We start from the raw sequence: 15550 nt of genomic DNA on the forward strand, positions 1-15550 counted from the left end.
CCGCGACCAACGCGGGCGCTTGCAGGGGTGCCGACCAATGGCTATTCCGGTCCCGACACGTTCAGGGAGACGCCAGATGCTTAACGGCAAGTTCGACAAATCCAAGCTGCCCAGCCGCCATGTGACCGAAGGGCCAGAGCGCGCGCCACATCGCTCGTACTACTACGCGATGGGCATGACCGAGCAGGAAATCCACCAGCCGCTGGTCGGTGTCGCCACGTGCTGGAACGAGGCCGCCCCCTGCAACATCGCGCTGAACCGTCAGGCGCAATCCGTGAAAACCGGCGTGAAATCCGCGTTCGGTACCCCACGCGAATTCACCACGATCACCGTTACCGACGGCATCGCGATGGGTCACGAGGGCATGCGCTCATCGCTGGCGTCGCGCGAGGCGATTGCCGACACGGTCGAATTGACCATGCGCGGCCATTGCTATGACGCCATCGTGGGCCTTGCGGGCTGTGACAAATCCCTGCCGGGGATGATGATGGCCATGATCCGGCTGAACGTGCCTTCTGTCTTCCTTTATGGCGGATCGATCCTGCCGGGCCGCGCGCCCGCTGACGCTGCGGTGCCTGCTGAATACGCCGACCGGGACCTGACCGTCCAGGACATGTTCGAAGCCGTCGGCCACCAGCAAAACGGCACCATGACCGAGGCTGAATTAGACATCCTCGAACGCGTCGCCTGCCCCACCGCCGGGGCCTGTGGCGGCCAATTCACTGCCAACACCATGGCCTGCGTGTCCGAGGCCATCGGCCTTGCCCTGCCCAATTCGTCAGGGGCCCCTGCCCCATACGAGAGCCGGGATTCCTATGCCGAGGCCTCGGGTGCTGCGGTGATGACCCTGATCGAAAAGAACATCCGCGCCCGCGACGTCTGCACGCGCCAGGCGTTCGAGAACGCAGCGCGTGTGGTGGCCTGCACCGGTGGGTCCACCAATGCAGGACTGCACTTGCCTGCCATGGCGCATGAGGCGGGTATTGATTTCTACCTTGATGATGTGTGCGAGATTTTCCGCGACACGCCCTATTTCGTCGACCTGAAACCTGGTGGGCAATACGTCGCCAAGGACCTTTATGAGGTCGGCGGCATCTATGTGGTGATGAAGGAACTGCGCAAAGCGGGTCTGATCCATGAGGATTGCATGACCGCCACTGGCTATTCCATCGGCGAAGAATTGGACAAGATCGAAGGCGAGGCCGACGGCAAGGTCATCTACCCCGTCGAAACGCCGATCACCAAAACCGGCGGCGTTGTGGGCCTCAAGGGCAACATCGCACCCGAAGGTGCCATCGTGAAAGTGGCGGGCATAGAGGCGCAGCACCAGCTGTTTACCGGCCCCGCACGGGTGTTTGAGTGTGAGCAAGACGCGTTTGAGGCCGTTCAGAACCGCACCTACAAAGAAGGCGAAGTGTTCGTGATCCGCAACGAAGGCCCCTCGGGCGGGCCGGGCATGCGCGAAATGCTCGCCACCACGGCAGCCTTGTCCGGTCAGGGCATGGGCAAAAAGATCGCCCTGATCACCGATGGCCGTTTTTCCGGGGCCACACGCGGGTTCTGCGTGGGTCATGTCGGCCCCGAAGCGGCCCACGGTGGACCCATCGCATTGCTGCGCGATGGCGACATCATCACCATCAACGCTATCGAAGGGTCGATCAACGTCGCCCTGACCGACGAAGAACTGGCCGAGCGTAAGGCTGCATGGAGCGGCCCGCGCGAGACGATCTATGCCTCGGGTGCGCTGTGGAAATACGCGCAACTGGTTGGCGAAACCTACAAAGGGGCGGTTACGCATCCCGGCGCGAAGGTCGAGCGGCATGAGTACATGGACCTGTAAGGCCCTGATTACGGGCGCCTTTCTGGCTCTCGCAGGCTGTGACGAGTCCGAATTCGGCCCCAGTTCGCAAGCGCTGTTATCTGCCGATCTGGGCAACAGCGGTGTGCGATTGGTACCGCCGCCCGGGTATTGCATAGACAAACGCAGCCTGCGCGCGAGTTTCGCGTTGATGGCGCGCTGTGACACCCTTGGCGGGGAACGCAGTGTGGCCGTGCCCCTGGCGGTTATCACCGCCACCGCGACCCCGCGACTGGACGGGGCGGCATCGGCAGCAACCAGTTCCGAGACCGTACTGGGCCGCCTGCACACATCGACGCTTGCAATGGTGCAGGTTCGGGGCGCGCCTCCCAGCCCAACCTTGCGCGATGTCTATTGGCGCGGCGTTGGGGATGTCGGGGATCATGTGCTGGGCCTTGCGATATATGAAAGCAAGGACGGGGCGATCTTGGGCGAGCAAGCCCCCGAATTGCTGGTTCAGGCCATGCAGCGCACCCTGTCCCAGACTGCCGCTCTCACAGCACAGGCGGCAAACAATTCTGTATCCAGCCCATGAAACCAATTGGCAACGCCACCCTGCCCGGTTTATCTGAAGGAAACCTTTGGCATAGATAACAAGCCCGATGAACAATGGGCAGCCAAGCGTAGGGGCATATGGCAGGCAAAAGCATCAAGTTCATCGACAAACTGGCGCATCGCCGTGCGATGCGGCGATGGGCCCGTGCCGCACGGAATGCCGGCGACACCCCACTGGACGAATTGCGCGGCACCCGCAGTGCAGCACGCCTGTTGCGCAGTCACCTTGATCGGTTGATCCACCGCGCCGATGAACGCCTTGCCTTGCCTGCGATCGGCTCCACCAGCTTTCCCCGCCCCCACAATGCGGACTGGTCATGGCGCCCTGAGTTGTGGCGCGGCCCATTGGCAACCAAGGGGCTGTCCTCAGTCCAGACAAAATCAATGCTTGGGGATGAGGTAACGCTGTTTCACGACTGCGCCCTCAGCGAATTGACCCTGCGCCAGTTGCGCAACCAGCGCGAGGAAGACCTTGCGCCCTATGGGTTGCGCCTGGACGTGTTCAAGTTCGATGGCTCGTTCCTGAGCCTCGTGATAGACCTGCCTACGGAGGCGGTCCAGGGCATGCGCAAGACCCATCTCATCGGCATGAATGCCATTGTCGAGATGGAAAAACCGCTGGAAATATTTGGCCGCCTCAACATCCGCCACGGGCCCAACACCGAACAGATCGTGCGCGAGTTGCCCCTGAACCATAAGGACGTCACGGTTGAATTCGACCTCGCCTATTCCAAGCTGAACGAGAAGCGGGTTGAGCGGGCATGGATTGATCTGATCTTTGAAGGGCCGCAGATGAACCAGGTGACACTGCGCGATCTGACATTCTCGCGCCGCCCCCGCGCCGCATTGTGAAGGAGTTGTCGACATGAGCACCCTGACACTGACACCCACGAAAATGCGCCACGGCATCTGGCAGGGTGTGCTGATGCAATCGGGCAGCGGCGTGCCACAGATCTCCGTGACCCACCTGGGCAACGCAGTACCTGACGTGCAGGTCAGCGAAAGCGGTGACACGGGCCAATGGATGCTGCAAGTCCCGATCCCATACGAGGCGATTGCGGACGGCGTGCAGGTCTTTGTGATCACCGATGCAACGGATGGCGAAGAGTTGGGGCAGTTCACCTTGATCGCCGGTGAAGCCTTGGGCGACGACATCCGCGGCGAGGTCGAATTGCTGCGCGCCGAGCTGGACATGCTCAAGCGGGCCTTTCGACGGCATTGCGTCGAGACGGGGTGAAGCGGTCTTTGCCAAGGCGTTAAAGCCGGCGTGAACATCTTATCACGATGATGCCACATTTTTTGGGTATTCGAGCCGAGCTCAAAGTGCAGCGGAGCCCCGCAAATGAGGTATCTTCGGTTCGTAAGGCCCAACACTATCGAAAATTTTGGTGCGCGCGAGGGCTTCTTTTGCGCCGCAGGGACGTCCTCGAGCATTACACCTCTGATCAGCTCGAGAACCTTTTGGCATGGTTTCGCTCCAATCTCACGATCCCGGACAAATTCAATCGGTCCCGCTCAAAAAGGATCATGGGACAAACGCACTGCGGGCATCAGCTGGTTCAAGGAAGACGCCGCTGACGCCATCCAACGCTCTTAGGAGTTGATCACACTGTTGAGAGAAAATGGCTATGCAATCGATACCATTCGCACCGAACGGGTCGGTTACACTGTCTACGAAGATCAACAACAGGTCGTCGCAAAACCGTTTTCTGACACGCCGATATGACTGTGATCGCCCACGACTGATGCCAATCTGACCAAAGCGCCGCCGGTCCATGAGCATGTCGTGCGTATATGCGCTTTCAGCGTTTCGCCGCCACCTTCAGCGCCGCCCGCAGAACCTGTCGATCTCCGACGTGATTTGCGAGGACCAAAATCAGCCGGGCGTTCAACGCTTGACTGTCAGCATCGCTTAACCCCTGATGCACGGCCAGCAGTTCGTCATAGAACCCGTCGGGGTCTGCGATGTTTGGTTCCAGGTTCAACGTCATATTTCAGCCCCCTTTCCAAGTGCGATACGCAGCGCGGCGCGAATGTCGTCGGCACCTGCCGTGTTCCAGCGGGCTGCGACGTGCTGGTCGGGGCGCAACAGATAGATAGCATAGGGCGCATCGCCCAAATAGCGTGCGCGTACCATGTCATTGGGGTCATCAACGCTAAGATCAAGCGACACGTGATGAATGGGCACGCCGTCTACCTCTTCGATTTGGGGCGCATCCACATCAAGGCTCAGCACCACAAACTGCCCCGGCAGACGATCGAGCAGGAAACCATCGGCCAGAGTTGCATCCACACAGGGTGCTCCCACCCGCGTGCGCGCAGGCCCGTCAAGCCTATCCGGGCCGTTCAGGGACAGCCCATCATAGACGCATGGCACGGACAGCCGCCCCGAATTGACCAGAGGGCGGGCAAAGGCATGGTCGCGCGCCAGTTCCAGCACTGCGTTGCGGAACCTCTTGCTCATCTCGCTTTTGGGGGTCAGGAAATCAGTGGCGCGGGTTGAGTTCAGGATATTTTCGTCTGCCCCATGCGCCCGCTCTTGCGCGTAGCTGTCCAGCAGCGTGTCGGGGGCCAACCCCTTGACCACCAAATCCAGCTTCCATGCGAGGTTCTCCGCATCCTGCACGCCTGAATTTGCACCCCGCGCGCCGAAGGGCGAGACCTGATGTGCGCTGTCCCCGGCAAAGATCACCCGGTCGTGGCGAAACTGCGCCATACGCCGACACTGGAAGGTATAGATCGAGGTCCATTCCAGCTCATACTCCGCCCCTTCGCCCAGCATCGCATCCACACGGGCGCGAATGTTATCCTCGCGCAGTTCCTTGGCGCGGTCGATGTCCCAGCCAAGCTGAAAGTCGATGCGCCAGATATCATCAGGTTGTTTGTGCAGGAGCGCGGATTGGCCTGAGTCCTTGAAGGGCGGTTCGAACCAGAACCACCGTTCGGTGGGGAAGTCGGCCATCATCTTAACGTCTGCAATCAGGAAATTGTCCTCAAAAACGCGCCCATCAAAGCTGAGACCCATCATGTCGCGGATGGGCGAGCGTGCACCGTCACAAGCGATCAGCCAGTCAGCTTCCAGCTGGTAGGGGCCGTCAGGCGTGTCGACCTCAAGGCGAACGTGGTCACCGACCACCTCCAACCCCGTCAGCGCATGCCGCCCACGGATTTCGATAGGGACACCTTCGTCTTGGGCAACCCGGATTTCATCCACCAGAAATTTCTCGAAATAAGGTTGTTGCAGGTTGATAAAGGCCGGGTTCTTGTGCCCGCCTTCGGGGGCGAGGTTGAATTCGAACACCTGTTCGGGCCCGTGAAAGACACGGCCCACGTTCCAAACGACACCTTTGTCCCGCATCCGTTGACCGGCTCCAAGCCGGTCTGCAATTTCAAGCGTGCGCTTGGCAAAACAGATCGCGCGACTGCCTTGCCCCACCCCTTCGTGGTCATCAAGCACAAGCACCGGCGTGCCTTTGCGCCCCAGATCAAGGGCCGTTGCCATGCCGACAGGGCCCCCTCCGACAATCACAACGGGGCGGCGCTGCGCCGGCTGCGTCTGCGTCGCAATCGGTTCGTAAGGATAGAGTTTGAAGGCGAGATCGTAGCGAATATCGACCATTGGCTTACCCTTGCAGGGCCTCCCACATTTCGATGTCACGTTTGTCGGTCCAGATGCGAGGGTGCGAGATCCCACAAGCTTCGTCATAGGCGCGAGCGACATTGAAGGGCAGGCAGTGTTCGTAGATCGCGTAGTCGTGGAATTTCGGATCACACGCGGCGCGCACCGCATCCCACGCATCTTTGAGCGAGCCGCCACGGGCGGCAACGCGGGCAGCAGGGCGGTAGGTGCTGTCAACAAAGTCGCGCGTGCTTTCGATAGCGATGTTCACGGCGTCCTGCCCCATCAGCGCGCCACCACGTCCCGGCGCAATCGCGTCTACGCCGTAGGATTTGATCGCATCCAGCGTCGTCCCCCAGTCCGAAAAATGCCCGTCGCCGCAATAGCAGGCCGAACGGTCCTCTACGATATCACCGGTGAACATGACGTTCTGATCAGGCACATGGACCACCGCGTCCCCCGCCGTGTGGGCGCGACCCAGATGTTTGATATCAACCCGGCGGTTGCCCAGATAGACGGTCATGGCATCACTGAAGGTCGTGGTCGGGTAGGTCAGCCCGGGGATGCTCTCGTGCCCTTCAAACAGGCGGGGGAAGCGTTGGAACTCGCTGTCCCAGTCTTCTTGCCCGCGTTCGACCACCATGGCGCGGGCCGTATCGGACATGATGATCTGATCGGCACCGTAAGCCGACGCGCCCAATACGCGAACCGCGTGATAATGGGTCAGCACCACATGACTGATCGGTTTATCGGTGACCTCGCGCACCTTTTCGATGACTTTGGCGGCCAGACGTGGGGTCGCCTGCGCCTCGACGATCATCACGCTGTCATCGCCGATGATCACGCCCGAATTGGGGTCACCTTCGGCGGTGAACGCCCACAGACCGTCACCGATCTCGTCAAAGGTAATCGTCTTTTCCGTCATGTCCCCTTGGGACGCAAAGGCCTTTGCCATAGTATCTATCCTTGTCGGTCAAACCTGCAATTTCGTGCATGGGTAATGGTTCGTTTTGTAACTAACAAGGGTCACTATTGCACTAAAGCGGACGACCACGCACCCAGAAACAAGGATCGTTTCAGCGTATCAAGATAGACCAGCAACCCCGGCTCCAGTGTGACAACGCCCGTTGGGGACATGTCCACTGCACCGATCGCAGGGAGAGGATAACCAGGCCGGTCCGTCTCGGCCCACGCGCCGGAAATGAGATAACGGACCAGATCGGTGGCCGAATCGGTTTGCGATGTGGTGTCCAGAACCAACACAGTCCGCATCATCGTCGTGGCAAAGTCGGTTGGAGTGATGATTGCCACCCTTTCGCGGGTTTCCGGCCGGGTCGCCGCATAGCTGCCCAGCACATTGTAGGCTACGAAAAGGTCACCTCGCGCCAAGTCGTCGATCATGGCCCCCGAACAGCAATAGAGCCGTGCACCAAGGCTGCCGAACACCTCCATCAGCCGCCAATAGGTCTCGGAGGTGCGCGCATCCTGCGTGGCAAACAGATAGCCAAGACCGGACAGGCGCACATCATATGTGCCAACCCTGCCACGGAAAAAGTCCGGATCGGCGCGCAGGGCTTCGATCAGCTCTTGGCGGGTTTCGGGCAGGGGGCGGCTCGCAAACGCCTCGCGGTTGAGGACAATGGTGGCCGGTTCGTGGGTGAAGCCGAACAGGCTTTGACGCCATTGGCTGCCCGCACTTGGGTCAACATCCGGCAACCGACGCGCCAACCCGTCATTGGCCAGCTTGAGTTGCAGATCCATCGCGCTGGAAATGACCACGTCAAAACAGTCCCCGCATTGCGCGATGATGTCGACAATGTCGGCAGACCCCGCAACGGCGTAATCAATGCTGACACTTGGGTTCTGCGCGATAAATCCCGTCAGGATCGGGGCGAAACTGTCGGTGTCCGTGCTCGACAACACCCGCAGCGTCTGCGTGGCCTTAGGTGCGTCAAACATCTGACGCTCCTCAAAATCCGCCGCGCGTGCCACACTCGCCCACAGGATCAATACGACAAATGCAAGACCGCGCATGCGCCACCCCCTTTCAGGTTCTTGAGTTCCAGATGACCACCATGCGCCTCTGCCACATCCTGCGCGATGGTCAGACCAAGGCCCGAGCCAACCGTGTCCTTGACGTTGTTCCCGCGTTGAAACCTTTGCGAAAGCATATCGATCTGGTCACCGGGAAATCCGACCCCCTGATCCGTAACGGTGATCATCGGATCGGGATCCCTTGCAACGGCGATGCGCACCACCTTGTCGGGCGTCGAATATTTCAGCGCATTGTCCACCAGATTGCGCACCGCATTCTGGATCAGGATCGGGTCCGCCTTGACCGGTACCGGGCCTTGATCGACCAGCCTTAGGTCAAGGTCCATCATGTCGGCCACGGGCGTTAACCGATCCACGATGTCCGAACAGATGGCCACCAGATCTATGTCCTGTTTTTCCAGCTGATCACGGCGAAAGGTGACCATGGCATGATCAAGCAGCTGACCCGCCGCCCGGCTGCTTTCGTCGATGGCCCGGATCATGGCGCGCAGCGCTTGGCGGTTTTCGTCCTTATCGACCCGCATCAAGGTCACCTCGGCATGGCTGCGCACCGTCGCAAGCGGGGTGCGGACGCGGTGGGCAGCCTCGGCAATGAAGGTCTCAGATTGGGTCAGCGACAGGTTCAGCCGGGTCATCAACGCATTGAGCGAGCTGACCAGCGGCAAAAGTTCGGTCGGCACCGTCCGGGTCACGGGGCGCAGGTCGCTTGGGCCACGACGCGCGACCGACTCGGCAATCTGGCGCAAAGGGCGCAAGGTCGATGCCGACGTCCAGAGCGCCATGCCTGCCGCCAGCAGAAAGAACGCCGCACCAAAGACCGCTGCGTTGATCGAAATCCTCAGCAGGGTGCCCGCAAGACTGTCGCGGGTCTGGGCCACGCTGATGGTCAGCGACACCGGGCGCGGGTTGGCGGGCAGTGTTTGCGTCACGCTGGCCACCCGCACCTGCGCCCCGGCAAAGGCCTGCGTGGAAAAGCCCGGCGTTTGGCGGGTCTGCGCGGTTGCCCCTTCAAGCCCTACATAGCCCGACAGCAGTGTCTGGTCCTGATAGATCGCATAGAACACGCGGTCATCGGCAGGCGTGTCCAGCATGGCAAACGCCGCATAGGGCACATCCAGTTCGATCTGTCCGTCCCTCACAACCGCCGCATCCAGCAGCGAGGTCATTGACGCCTCAAGGATGCGATCCTGACTTTGTTGTGCGATCTGTTGGGCATAAAGCCGGATCACCATGTAAAACAGGACCGCCAGGACCGCCGCACCCCCGATCAGCGTCAGCGTCAGGCGACGCCGTAATGAGCGGGGCCTAGCGTTCATCAAGCCGATACCCAAGGCCACGATGGGTCGAAATGGTGACGCTGGAAGGTTCAAGGTGCTTGCGCAACCGTCCCACATAAACCTCAATCGCATTTTCCGTGACCGTGTCGTCATAAGAAAACAGGCGGTCCACCAACTTGCTCTTTGAGAATATCTGCCCCGGCGCGTTCATAAACAACTCAAGCAGGCGCAGCTCGCGGTTGCGTAGGCTGACTTCGATATCCCCGATCCGCAGCACGCTGGCCACCGGGTTCAGAATGGCCGTCCCCCGTTTGATAACAGTTTGTGAGGCCCCGGCACGGCGACGCAACACGGCGCGGCATCGGGCTTGCAGCTCGGCGTGATCGAACGGTTTGGTCAGGTAGTCATCCGCGCCCAGATCCAACATGCCCACACGGTCCGACACTTCGGACCGGGCGGTCAGCACAATGACAGGCGTGTCATTCTGCGCCGCCCGGTGGCGCTCGAGAAAACGGCGCCCATCACCGTCGGGCAACATGATGTCAAGCAGGATCAGGTCGTAGTCCCCGACGCTCAAATAGTCTGCACCATCCCCAAGAGTTGGTGCATGATCCACCACATGCCCGTCCAGCCGCATCCGATCGCCTACGGCGGCGGCCAGGTCCATGTTGTCTTCGATCAGCAGGTATTTCATTGGTTTATGCCGCGCGGTCAGGTCGTGACAGGTTTATGTCAGGTTTGGATGTTTCAATGTGAGCATTCGCGCGCCAGCCGTGCGGAGTCAAATGGGAGGACATTATGAAAACGTTTGAACTGAGCCGCCGTGCTCTGCTGGGTGCTGCTATGGCACTGGGCCTTGGTGGCCAGGCAATCGCGGACGGCCATCAGGTTGTCGACAGCATCCACTTTCTGATCCCCGGCGGTGCCGGTGGTGGTTGGGACGGTACTGCGCGTGGCACGGGCGAGGCGCTGACAGGGGCGGGCCTCGTGGGCACCGCATCCTATGAAAACATGTCAGGCGGCGGCGGCGGCAAGGCCATCGGGTTCCTGATCGAAAACGCTGACAGCAACCACGGCACACTGATGGTCAACTCGACCCCCATCGTGATCCGTTCGCTGACAGGCGTGTTCCCCCACAACTTCCGCGACCTGACACTGGTTGCAGGCACTATTGGGGATTACGCTGCCATCGTTGTAGGCAAAGACAGCCCTATCAACTCCATGGATGAATTGCTGGCGGCGTATGATGCGGACCCATCGGGCACAGCCGTTGGTGGTGGTTCGGTCCCGGGTGGGATGGACCACCTTGTTGCGGCCATGGTGATGGAAGCGGCAGGCAAGGATGCCCTCGGTGTCAAGTACATCCCCTACGATGCGGGCGGCAAAGCCATGGCGGCACTGCTGTCGGGTGAGATCGCGGCCCTGTCGACAGGCTTTTCCGAGGCGGTCGATCTGGCCAATGCGGGTGAAGTCAAGATCATTGGCGTGACAGCGCCCGAACGGGTGGATGCGTATCCGGATGCGGCCACCATGAAAGAGCAGGGGATCGACACGGAGTTCGTGAATTGGCGTGGGTTCTTTGGTGCGCCCGGCATGCCTGCCGAGCAGGTAGCGGCCTATCAGGACGCGCTCGCCAAGATGTATGATACGCCCGAATGGGAAGCCGTGCGCGCGCGCAACGGCTGGGTCAACATCCACAACAACGGTGACGAATTCAAAACCTTCCTAGAAGGTCAGGAGAAAGTCATCGGCGATCTGATGAAAAAGCTCGGGTTCCTGTAATCCAAAGGAGCGGCTGACGCCGCACGCTTTTTGTAAAAACAGGACGAGGGGCCAGCCCCTCGTGCTCCCCGAGGTATTTTGAGCGAAAGGAAGAGGAGATTGGTCACAACCTCCTCCCCTCGCGAAGGCTTTCAACGGCCTTCCTCTCGCACGGTCATCAACTCCTCAGCCTGTACCGCATGACCTTAATGATCGTATTTTCTTAAAATTTGCTTTCCTTTCGCTCAAAATACCTCGGGGGAGCCTGCAAGGGCTGGGGCAGCGCCCCCTAAAACAAGAATTTCGGCCCAGCAGTTGGGGCCTACCCCACTGCTTGTCATAGGAGAGACAGATGGCACTTGATCGATGGATCGGACTGATCTTGCTAGGAATATTCCTGGCCTATGGCTACACCGCCTGGTTCACAATGGATGCTGCTCTTGCCCCGTTCATGCAGCGCAACCCGATCTGGCCTTCGTCCTTTCCCAAAATCCTATCGATCCTGGGGGTCGTTTGTGCCCTGATCATTATCACGGGCATCGAAGGCGGAGAAGCCAAGGTCGGCGACATCGACTACCGCAGACTTGGCGACTACAACATCGCTCAGGCGCTCATGCTGTTGGGGTTGATGGCCCTTTATGCGCTTTTGCTCCGCCCGGCGGGCTTTTTGTTTTCGACCATTGCGTTTCTGATTCTCGGGTCCGTGATCCTGGGTGAGCGGCGCTGGATCACGATGATCATCGTGTCAGCCATCGCAACAGGGATCGTCTGGTATTTGGTGCAGGTCGTGTTGGGCATTTATCTGCGTCCCCTGCCCGGTTTCATAGGAGGTTAGGCCATGATCGAAGGTATTCTCATCGGTCTGCAAACGGCCCTTTCACTGCAAAATCTGCTGATGGTGATCGGGGGCTGCCTGATCGGGACCTTCATCGGCATGCTGCCCGGCCTTGGGCCGATGTCGATCATCGCCATCATGATCCCGGTTGCCATTTCGATCGGTGACCCTGCTGCTGCGCTTATTCTGCTGGCAGGCGTCTATTATGGCGCGATTTTTGGGGGATCGACCTCCTCAATCTTGCTGAACGCGCCGGGGGTCGCGGGCACGGTCGCGACCAGTTTTGACGGATATCCCATGGCGCGCGAGGGCAAGGCAGGCAAAGCCCTCACCATTGCGGCCATCGCGTCCTTTTGCGGTGGCACCATCGGGGCTATTCTGCTGATGATATTTGCGCCGATGCTGTCTTCGGTCGCACTTTTGTTCCACTCCGCCGAGTATTTCGCCTTAATGGTTGTTGGGCTCTCGGCCATCGCCGCCTTTGCGGGAACGGGTCAGGTCGCCAAGGCGATCATTATGACCCTTCTTGGCCTCATCATGGCAACCGTCGGCGAGGGGGCATTGTTCAACATGCCGCGCTTTACGATGGGCCTGATGGATTTGCAGTCCGGCTTTGGCTTTGTGACCCTTGCGATGGCCATGTTCGCCTTGCCTGAGGCCATCTTTCTCGTTCTGAACCCGGGGCGCTCGGCTCAAGGCGACGGTGGTGCGATCAAAGATATGCGCATCACCCGCAGCGAGGCGAAATCCATCGCCCCGGTCATCGGGCGGCAGTCGTTGCAGGGCTTCTTTATCGGGGTCTTGCCCGGCGCTGGTGCCACTATCGCGTCTTTCCTCGGCTACGCTGTGGAACGCAACATCGCTCCCAAGACCGAACAAGAACAGTTTGGCAAAGGGTCGATCAAGGGCCTTGCAGCCCCCGAAACGGCCAACAATGCGGCCTGTACCGGATCGTTTGTGCCCCTGTTGACCCTTGGGATTCCCGGCTCTGGTACCACTGCGATCCTGCTGGGTGCTTTGATTGCGCTGAACGTCACGCCGGGGCCGCGTCTGATGTTGGATGATCCACAGATTTTCTGGGCCGTCATCATTTCAATGTATATCGGCAATCTGGTGCTGTTGATCCTGAACCTGCCGCTGATCCCTTACATTGCGAAAATCCTGTCTGTGCCGCGCAATTTCCTGATCCCCTTCATTCTCTTTTTCACGCTGATGGGGGCCTATATCGGACAAAACAACGCGACTGAATTGCTCCTGCTTGTTGGTTTCGGGGTTTGCGCCACAGTGCTGCGTTTCGCGGATTATCCGCTCGCGCCGTTGCTGATCGGTTTCATCCTTGGCGGTATGCTTGAGAACAACTTCAGCCGGTCCATGCAGCTATATGACGGGGTCAGCTTTGTCTGGGAACGTCCCATGACCCTTGGCTTGTTGGTGATTGCAGCATTCCTGGTGATCCTGCCAAGCTACCGGGCGCGCCGTGCCCGAGCACGGGCCGCTGGCATCGCTGACGGCGATTGATGCCGCCTGTGCTCTGATCCGCCAGACCGGGTGGCGATCAATGGCGGTCGGGGCAAAGCTGCCTTGGTCGCGTCATCAAGGCTGTGCGTCTTAATCGCGACGCTACGCCGCGATCAGGGGCAACATGGTTGCTACAATCTTTCACGAGCACTAAACGCAATTCAGTTTTTGATGCGCTCCAGACAAGGCTTACCATGTCCAACACTTCAAAACCTTCAACAGTGGATCGGCTGTTGGATCAAATTGAGCAGAAGAGCGCGACAATCGGCATTATCGGCATGGGTTATGTGGGCATACCACTGGCCGTTGCCGTTGGGCATGCCGGGTACCGGGTCATTGGTTTTGATGTCCTTCCCGACCGGATCGAGCAGCTCAATTCATGCCGCAGCCCAATCGGCCATATCCCTGACGCGGCTCTTGAGCAAATTCAGGAGACCGGCTTTGAAGCCACAAAAGACTTTGCGCGTACCGCCGAATGCGAAGCGTTAATCATTTGCGTGCCCACACCTCTGGATAAAACACGCGAGCCCGACCTGAGCTTTGTGACGTCCACAATGGATGCCATCGGGCCTTATCTGCGGGCAGGCCAATTGTTGGCGCTGGAAAGCACCACATGGCCCGGAACCACAGATGAGATATTGAAGCCCTATGTGGAGCGCGCCGGTCTGACGGTCGGCGAGGACTTTTTCCTTGTGTACTCGCCAGAGCGCGAAGATCCGGGCAACGCCAGCTTCAGCACGCATTCGATCCCCAAGATTCTTGGTGGTGACACGCAAGCATGTCGCAAGGTAGGCGTCGCACTCTACAGCGCGTTTATCGACGAGGTTGTGCCTGTCAGTTCCACCAAGGCGGCTGAGATGACAAAGCTGCTGGAGAATATTCAGCGGTCTGTAAACATTGGGCTGATGAACGAGATGAAGATCGTCGCGGAGGCGATGAACCTCGATATCTTTGAAATCATTGATGCCGCCGCGACCAAACCGTTCGGCTTTGTTCCCTACTATCCCGGCCCTGGAGTTGGCGGCCACTGCATCCCGATCGACCCGTTTTACCTGACGTGGAAGGCGCGCGAATTTGGGTTGCACACGCGGTTCATCGAGCTTGCAGGCGAAATCAATGCCACGATGCCGACCTATGTCATCGACAAACTTGTGCGCGCCCTGTCAGAACGCGGCAAAGCGCTGAAGGACGCCAAGGTGATGGTGCTTGGTGTGGCTTACAAACGCGACCTAGAAGATGTCCGCGAAAGCCCATCGGTTCTTGTGATGGAAATTTTGCGCGACTGGAATGCGGACCTGTCCTATAGCGACCCGCACGTACCGATTTTCCCGGTCATGCGCGAACATCGGTTTGATCTGTCATCGACGGAACTTACACCCGAAACACTGGCCCAGCAGGACGCGGTCCTTTTGCTGACGGATCACACTGGCTTCGATTACGATCTGATTGCTGAACATGCGCCTCTTTTGATCGATACGCGCGGTGTCTATCGCCGCCTCGGGAAAAAGGTTCCTACGGCTTAGGTTCGGGGCGTCTGGCCGATAAAGACAAGAGCAGAGGTGGTGCAGTTCTTTGAGCCTTCGCCGTAGCGGATAGCCACGCGCCTTAAGTTATTGGGCCTGCCTGACGATGAAGGTCTTGTTCGGCATACCACTCTGGCCGACGACGACACCAACGCGCTATGACGCAAGGCAGGGCGTATTCGACTACATCAAGATGTCTACAACCCAAAACGCAAGCACACAAACAACGACATGCCGTCGCCCGTTGACTTCGAAGAAAGACGGATCAAACTGAGATAAGCCGGTGTCTAAGAAACTAGGGGATCTCAGTTCTGGTGAACAAACTTGTGCGCGGGGCAAGGCATCTTTGCCGCTGACCTCGCCAAGCTTGAAGCAACTCAGTTTCGCGCTGATGATCTGATCCTTACCCCCATCCTCTATCAGACGCATATTTCGCAGCTGATACGCCCCACCCGGATGCGCCGGGGCGGCGCATCCGAGCAGGACGGAGAGTGAGGTGAGCCTTGGGACATTGCTCACCTCGGACACTGCCTGTCGGGAGTCCGGGAT

15 protein-coding genes and 1 pseudogene are annotated in these 15550 nt (G+C 59.3%); 10 read left to right on the forward strand and 6 right to left on the reverse strand.

Annotated features, from left to right (window positions below; translation table 11 throughout):
• Positions 1-76 precede the first annotated feature (76 nt).
• The 4 genes from ilvD to Q0859_RS02035 all read left to right on the forward strand — a co-directional run bounded on the left by ilvD (position 77) and on the right by Q0859_RS02035 (position 3650).
• Positions 77-1840, forward strand: a complete 1764-nt coding sequence (gene ilvD, locus Q0859_RS02020) for a dihydroxy-acid dehydratase (protein ID WP_299147200.1) — start codon at positions 77-79, stop codon at positions 1838-1840.
• Positions 1821-2393, forward strand: coding sequence for a hypothetical protein (locus Q0859_RS02025; RefSeq protein ID WP_299147201.1), 573 nt, complete (start codon positions 1821-1823; stop codon positions 2391-2393). The genes ilvD and Q0859_RS02025 overlap by 20 nt, the downstream gene beginning before the upstream one ends.
• Before the next feature lie 98 nt (positions 2394-2491).
• A complete protein-coding gene (locus Q0859_RS02030) occupies positions 2492-3265 on the forward strand; it encodes a DUF6478 family protein (RefSeq protein ID WP_299147202.1) in 774 nt (257 codons plus the stop codon).
• Between the two features lie 13 nt (positions 3266-3278).
• On the forward strand, positions 3279-3650 hold the full coding sequence (locus Q0859_RS02035) for a hypothetical protein (protein WP_299147203.1): 372 nt from the start codon (positions 3279-3281) through the stop codon (positions 3648-3650).
• 565 nt (positions 3651-4215) lie between these two features.
• Here Q0859_RS02035 and Q0859_RS02040 read toward each other — a convergent pair.
• The 6 genes from Q0859_RS02040 to Q0859_RS02065 all read right to left on the reverse strand — a co-directional run bounded on the left by Q0859_RS02040 (position 4216) and on the right by Q0859_RS02065 (position 10058).
• Positions 4216-4404: a DUF2783 domain-containing protein gene (locus Q0859_RS02040; RefSeq protein WP_299147204.1), complete on the reverse strand. Its 189-nt coding sequence runs from the start codon at positions 4402-4404 to the stop codon at positions 4216-4218.
• Complete coding sequence (locus tag Q0859_RS02045; RefSeq protein WP_299147205.1) at positions 4401-6032, reverse strand: FAD-dependent oxidoreductase; 1632 nt, start codon at positions 6030-6032, stop codon at positions 4401-4403. The genes Q0859_RS02040 and Q0859_RS02045 overlap by 4 nt, the downstream gene beginning before the upstream one ends.
• A 4-nt stretch (positions 6033-6036) precedes the next feature.
• Positions 6037-6987, reverse strand: coding sequence for an MBL fold metallo-hydrolase (locus Q0859_RS02050; protein ID WP_299147206.1), 951 nt, complete (start codon positions 6985-6987; stop codon positions 6037-6039).
• 74 nt (positions 6988-7061) lie between these two features.
• Positions 7062-8066, reverse strand: a complete 1005-nt coding sequence (locus tag Q0859_RS02055; RefSeq protein ID WP_299147207.1) for a substrate-binding domain-containing protein — start codon at positions 8064-8066, stop codon at positions 7062-7064.
• Positions 8039-9403 carry a sensor histidine kinase gene (locus Q0859_RS02060; protein ID WP_299147208.1) on the reverse strand — a complete coding sequence of 455 codons (1365 nt, stop codon included), beginning with the start codon at positions 9401-9403 and terminating at the stop codon, positions 8039-8041. The genes Q0859_RS02055 and Q0859_RS02060 overlap by 28 nt, the downstream gene beginning before the upstream one ends.
• Complete coding sequence (locus Q0859_RS02065) at positions 9393-10058, reverse strand: response regulator transcription factor (protein WP_299147210.1); 666 nt, start codon at positions 10056-10058, stop codon at positions 9393-9395. Before Q0859_RS02065 ends, Q0859_RS02060 begins: the two co-directional genes overlap by 11 nt.
• A gap of 104 nt (positions 10059-10162) precedes the next feature.
• On the opposite strand from Q0859_RS02065, the gene Q0859_RS02070 reads away from it, so the two are divergent.
• The 6 genes and pseudogenes from Q0859_RS02070 (at position 10163) to Q0859_RS02095 (ending at position 15496) form a co-directional block, all read left to right on the forward strand.
• On the forward strand, positions 10163-11146 hold the full coding sequence (locus Q0859_RS02070; protein ID WP_299147211.1) for a tripartite tricarboxylate transporter substrate-binding protein: 984 nt from the start codon (positions 10163-10165) through the stop codon (positions 11144-11146).
• 331 nt (positions 11147-11477) lie between these two features.
• Positions 11478-11960, forward strand: coding sequence for a tripartite tricarboxylate transporter TctB family protein (locus Q0859_RS02075; RefSeq protein WP_299147212.1), 483 nt, complete (start codon positions 11478-11480; stop codon positions 11958-11960).
• A gap of 3 nt (positions 11961-11963) precedes the next feature.
• Complete coding sequence (locus Q0859_RS02080; protein WP_299147213.1) at positions 11964-13478, forward strand: tripartite tricarboxylate transporter permease; 1515 nt, start codon at positions 11964-11966, stop codon at positions 13476-13478.
• Between the two features lie 194 nt (positions 13479-13672).
• Positions 13673-15001, forward strand: a complete 1329-nt coding sequence (locus tag Q0859_RS02085; protein WP_299147215.1) for a nucleotide sugar dehydrogenase — start codon at positions 13673-13675, stop codon at positions 14999-15001.
• A 151-nt stretch (positions 15002-15152) separates the two neighbouring features.
• A pseudogene (locus tag Q0859_RS02090) lies at positions 15153-15280 on the forward strand (IS3 family transposase); the annotation flags it as partial.
• 45 nt (positions 15281-15325) lie between these two features.
• The gene (locus Q0859_RS02095) at positions 15326-15496 is read left to right on the forward strand and encodes a hypothetical protein (RefSeq protein ID WP_299147217.1); all 171 of its coding nucleotides are present in this window, start codon (positions 15326-15328) and stop codon (positions 15494-15496) included.
• The last annotated feature ends 54 nt before the right edge of the window (positions 15497-15550 follow it).

This window comes from uncultured Tateyamaria sp. (assembly GCF_947497045.1).
Lineage (GTDB): Bacteria > Pseudomonadota > Alphaproteobacteria > Rhodobacterales > Rhodobacteraceae > Tateyamaria.

Bases quoted from the DNA above. Each gene is read 5' to 3' on its own strand.
- ilvD (WP_299147200.1), top strand. From the start codon at position 77: ATGCTTAACGGCAAGTTCGACAAATCCAAGCTGCCCAGCCGCCATGTG.
- Q0859_RS02025 (WP_299147201.1), top strand. From the start codon at position 1,821: ATGAGTACATGGACCTGTAAGGCCCTGATTACGGGCGCCTTTCTGGCT.
- Q0859_RS02030 (WP_299147202.1), top strand. From the start codon at position 2,492: ATGGCAGGCAAAAGCATCAAGTTCATCGACAAACTGGCGCATCGCCGT.
- Q0859_RS02035 (WP_299147203.1), top strand. From the start codon at position 3,279: ATGAGCACCCTGACACTGACACCCACGAAAATGCGCCACGGCATCTGG.
- Q0859_RS02040 (WP_299147204.1), bottom strand. From the start codon at position 4,404: ATGACGTTGAACCTGGAACCAAACATCGCAGACCCCGACGGGTTCTAT.
- Q0859_RS02045 (WP_299147205.1), bottom strand. From the start codon at position 6,032: ATGGTCGATATTCGCTACGATCTCGCCTTCAAACTCTATCCTTACGAA.
- Q0859_RS02050 (WP_299147206.1), bottom strand. From the start codon at position 6,987: ATGGCAAAGGCCTTTGCGTCCCAAGGGGACATGACGGAAAAGACGATT.
- Q0859_RS02055 (WP_299147207.1), bottom strand. From the start codon at position 8,066: ATGCGCGGTCTTGCATTTGTCGTATTGATCCTGTGGGCGAGTGTGGCA.
- Q0859_RS02060 (WP_299147208.1), bottom strand. From the start codon at position 9,403: ATGAACGCTAGGCCCCGCTCATTACGGCGTCGCCTGACGCTGACGCTG.
- Q0859_RS02065 (WP_299147210.1), bottom strand. From the start codon at position 10,058: ATGAAATACCTGCTGATCGAAGACAACATGGACCTGGCCGCCGCCGTA.
- Q0859_RS02070 (WP_299147211.1), top strand. From the start codon at position 10,163: ATGAAAACGTTTGAACTGAGCCGCCGTGCTCTGCTGGGTGCTGCTATG.
- Q0859_RS02075 (WP_299147212.1), top strand. From the start codon at position 11,478: ATGGCACTTGATCGATGGATCGGACTGATCTTGCTAGGAATATTCCTG.
- Q0859_RS02080 (WP_299147213.1), top strand. From the start codon at position 11,964: ATGATCGAAGGTATTCTCATCGGTCTGCAAACGGCCCTTTCACTGCAA.
- Q0859_RS02085 (WP_299147215.1), top strand. From the start codon at position 13,673: ATGTCCAACACTTCAAAACCTTCAACAGTGGATCGGCTGTTGGATCAA.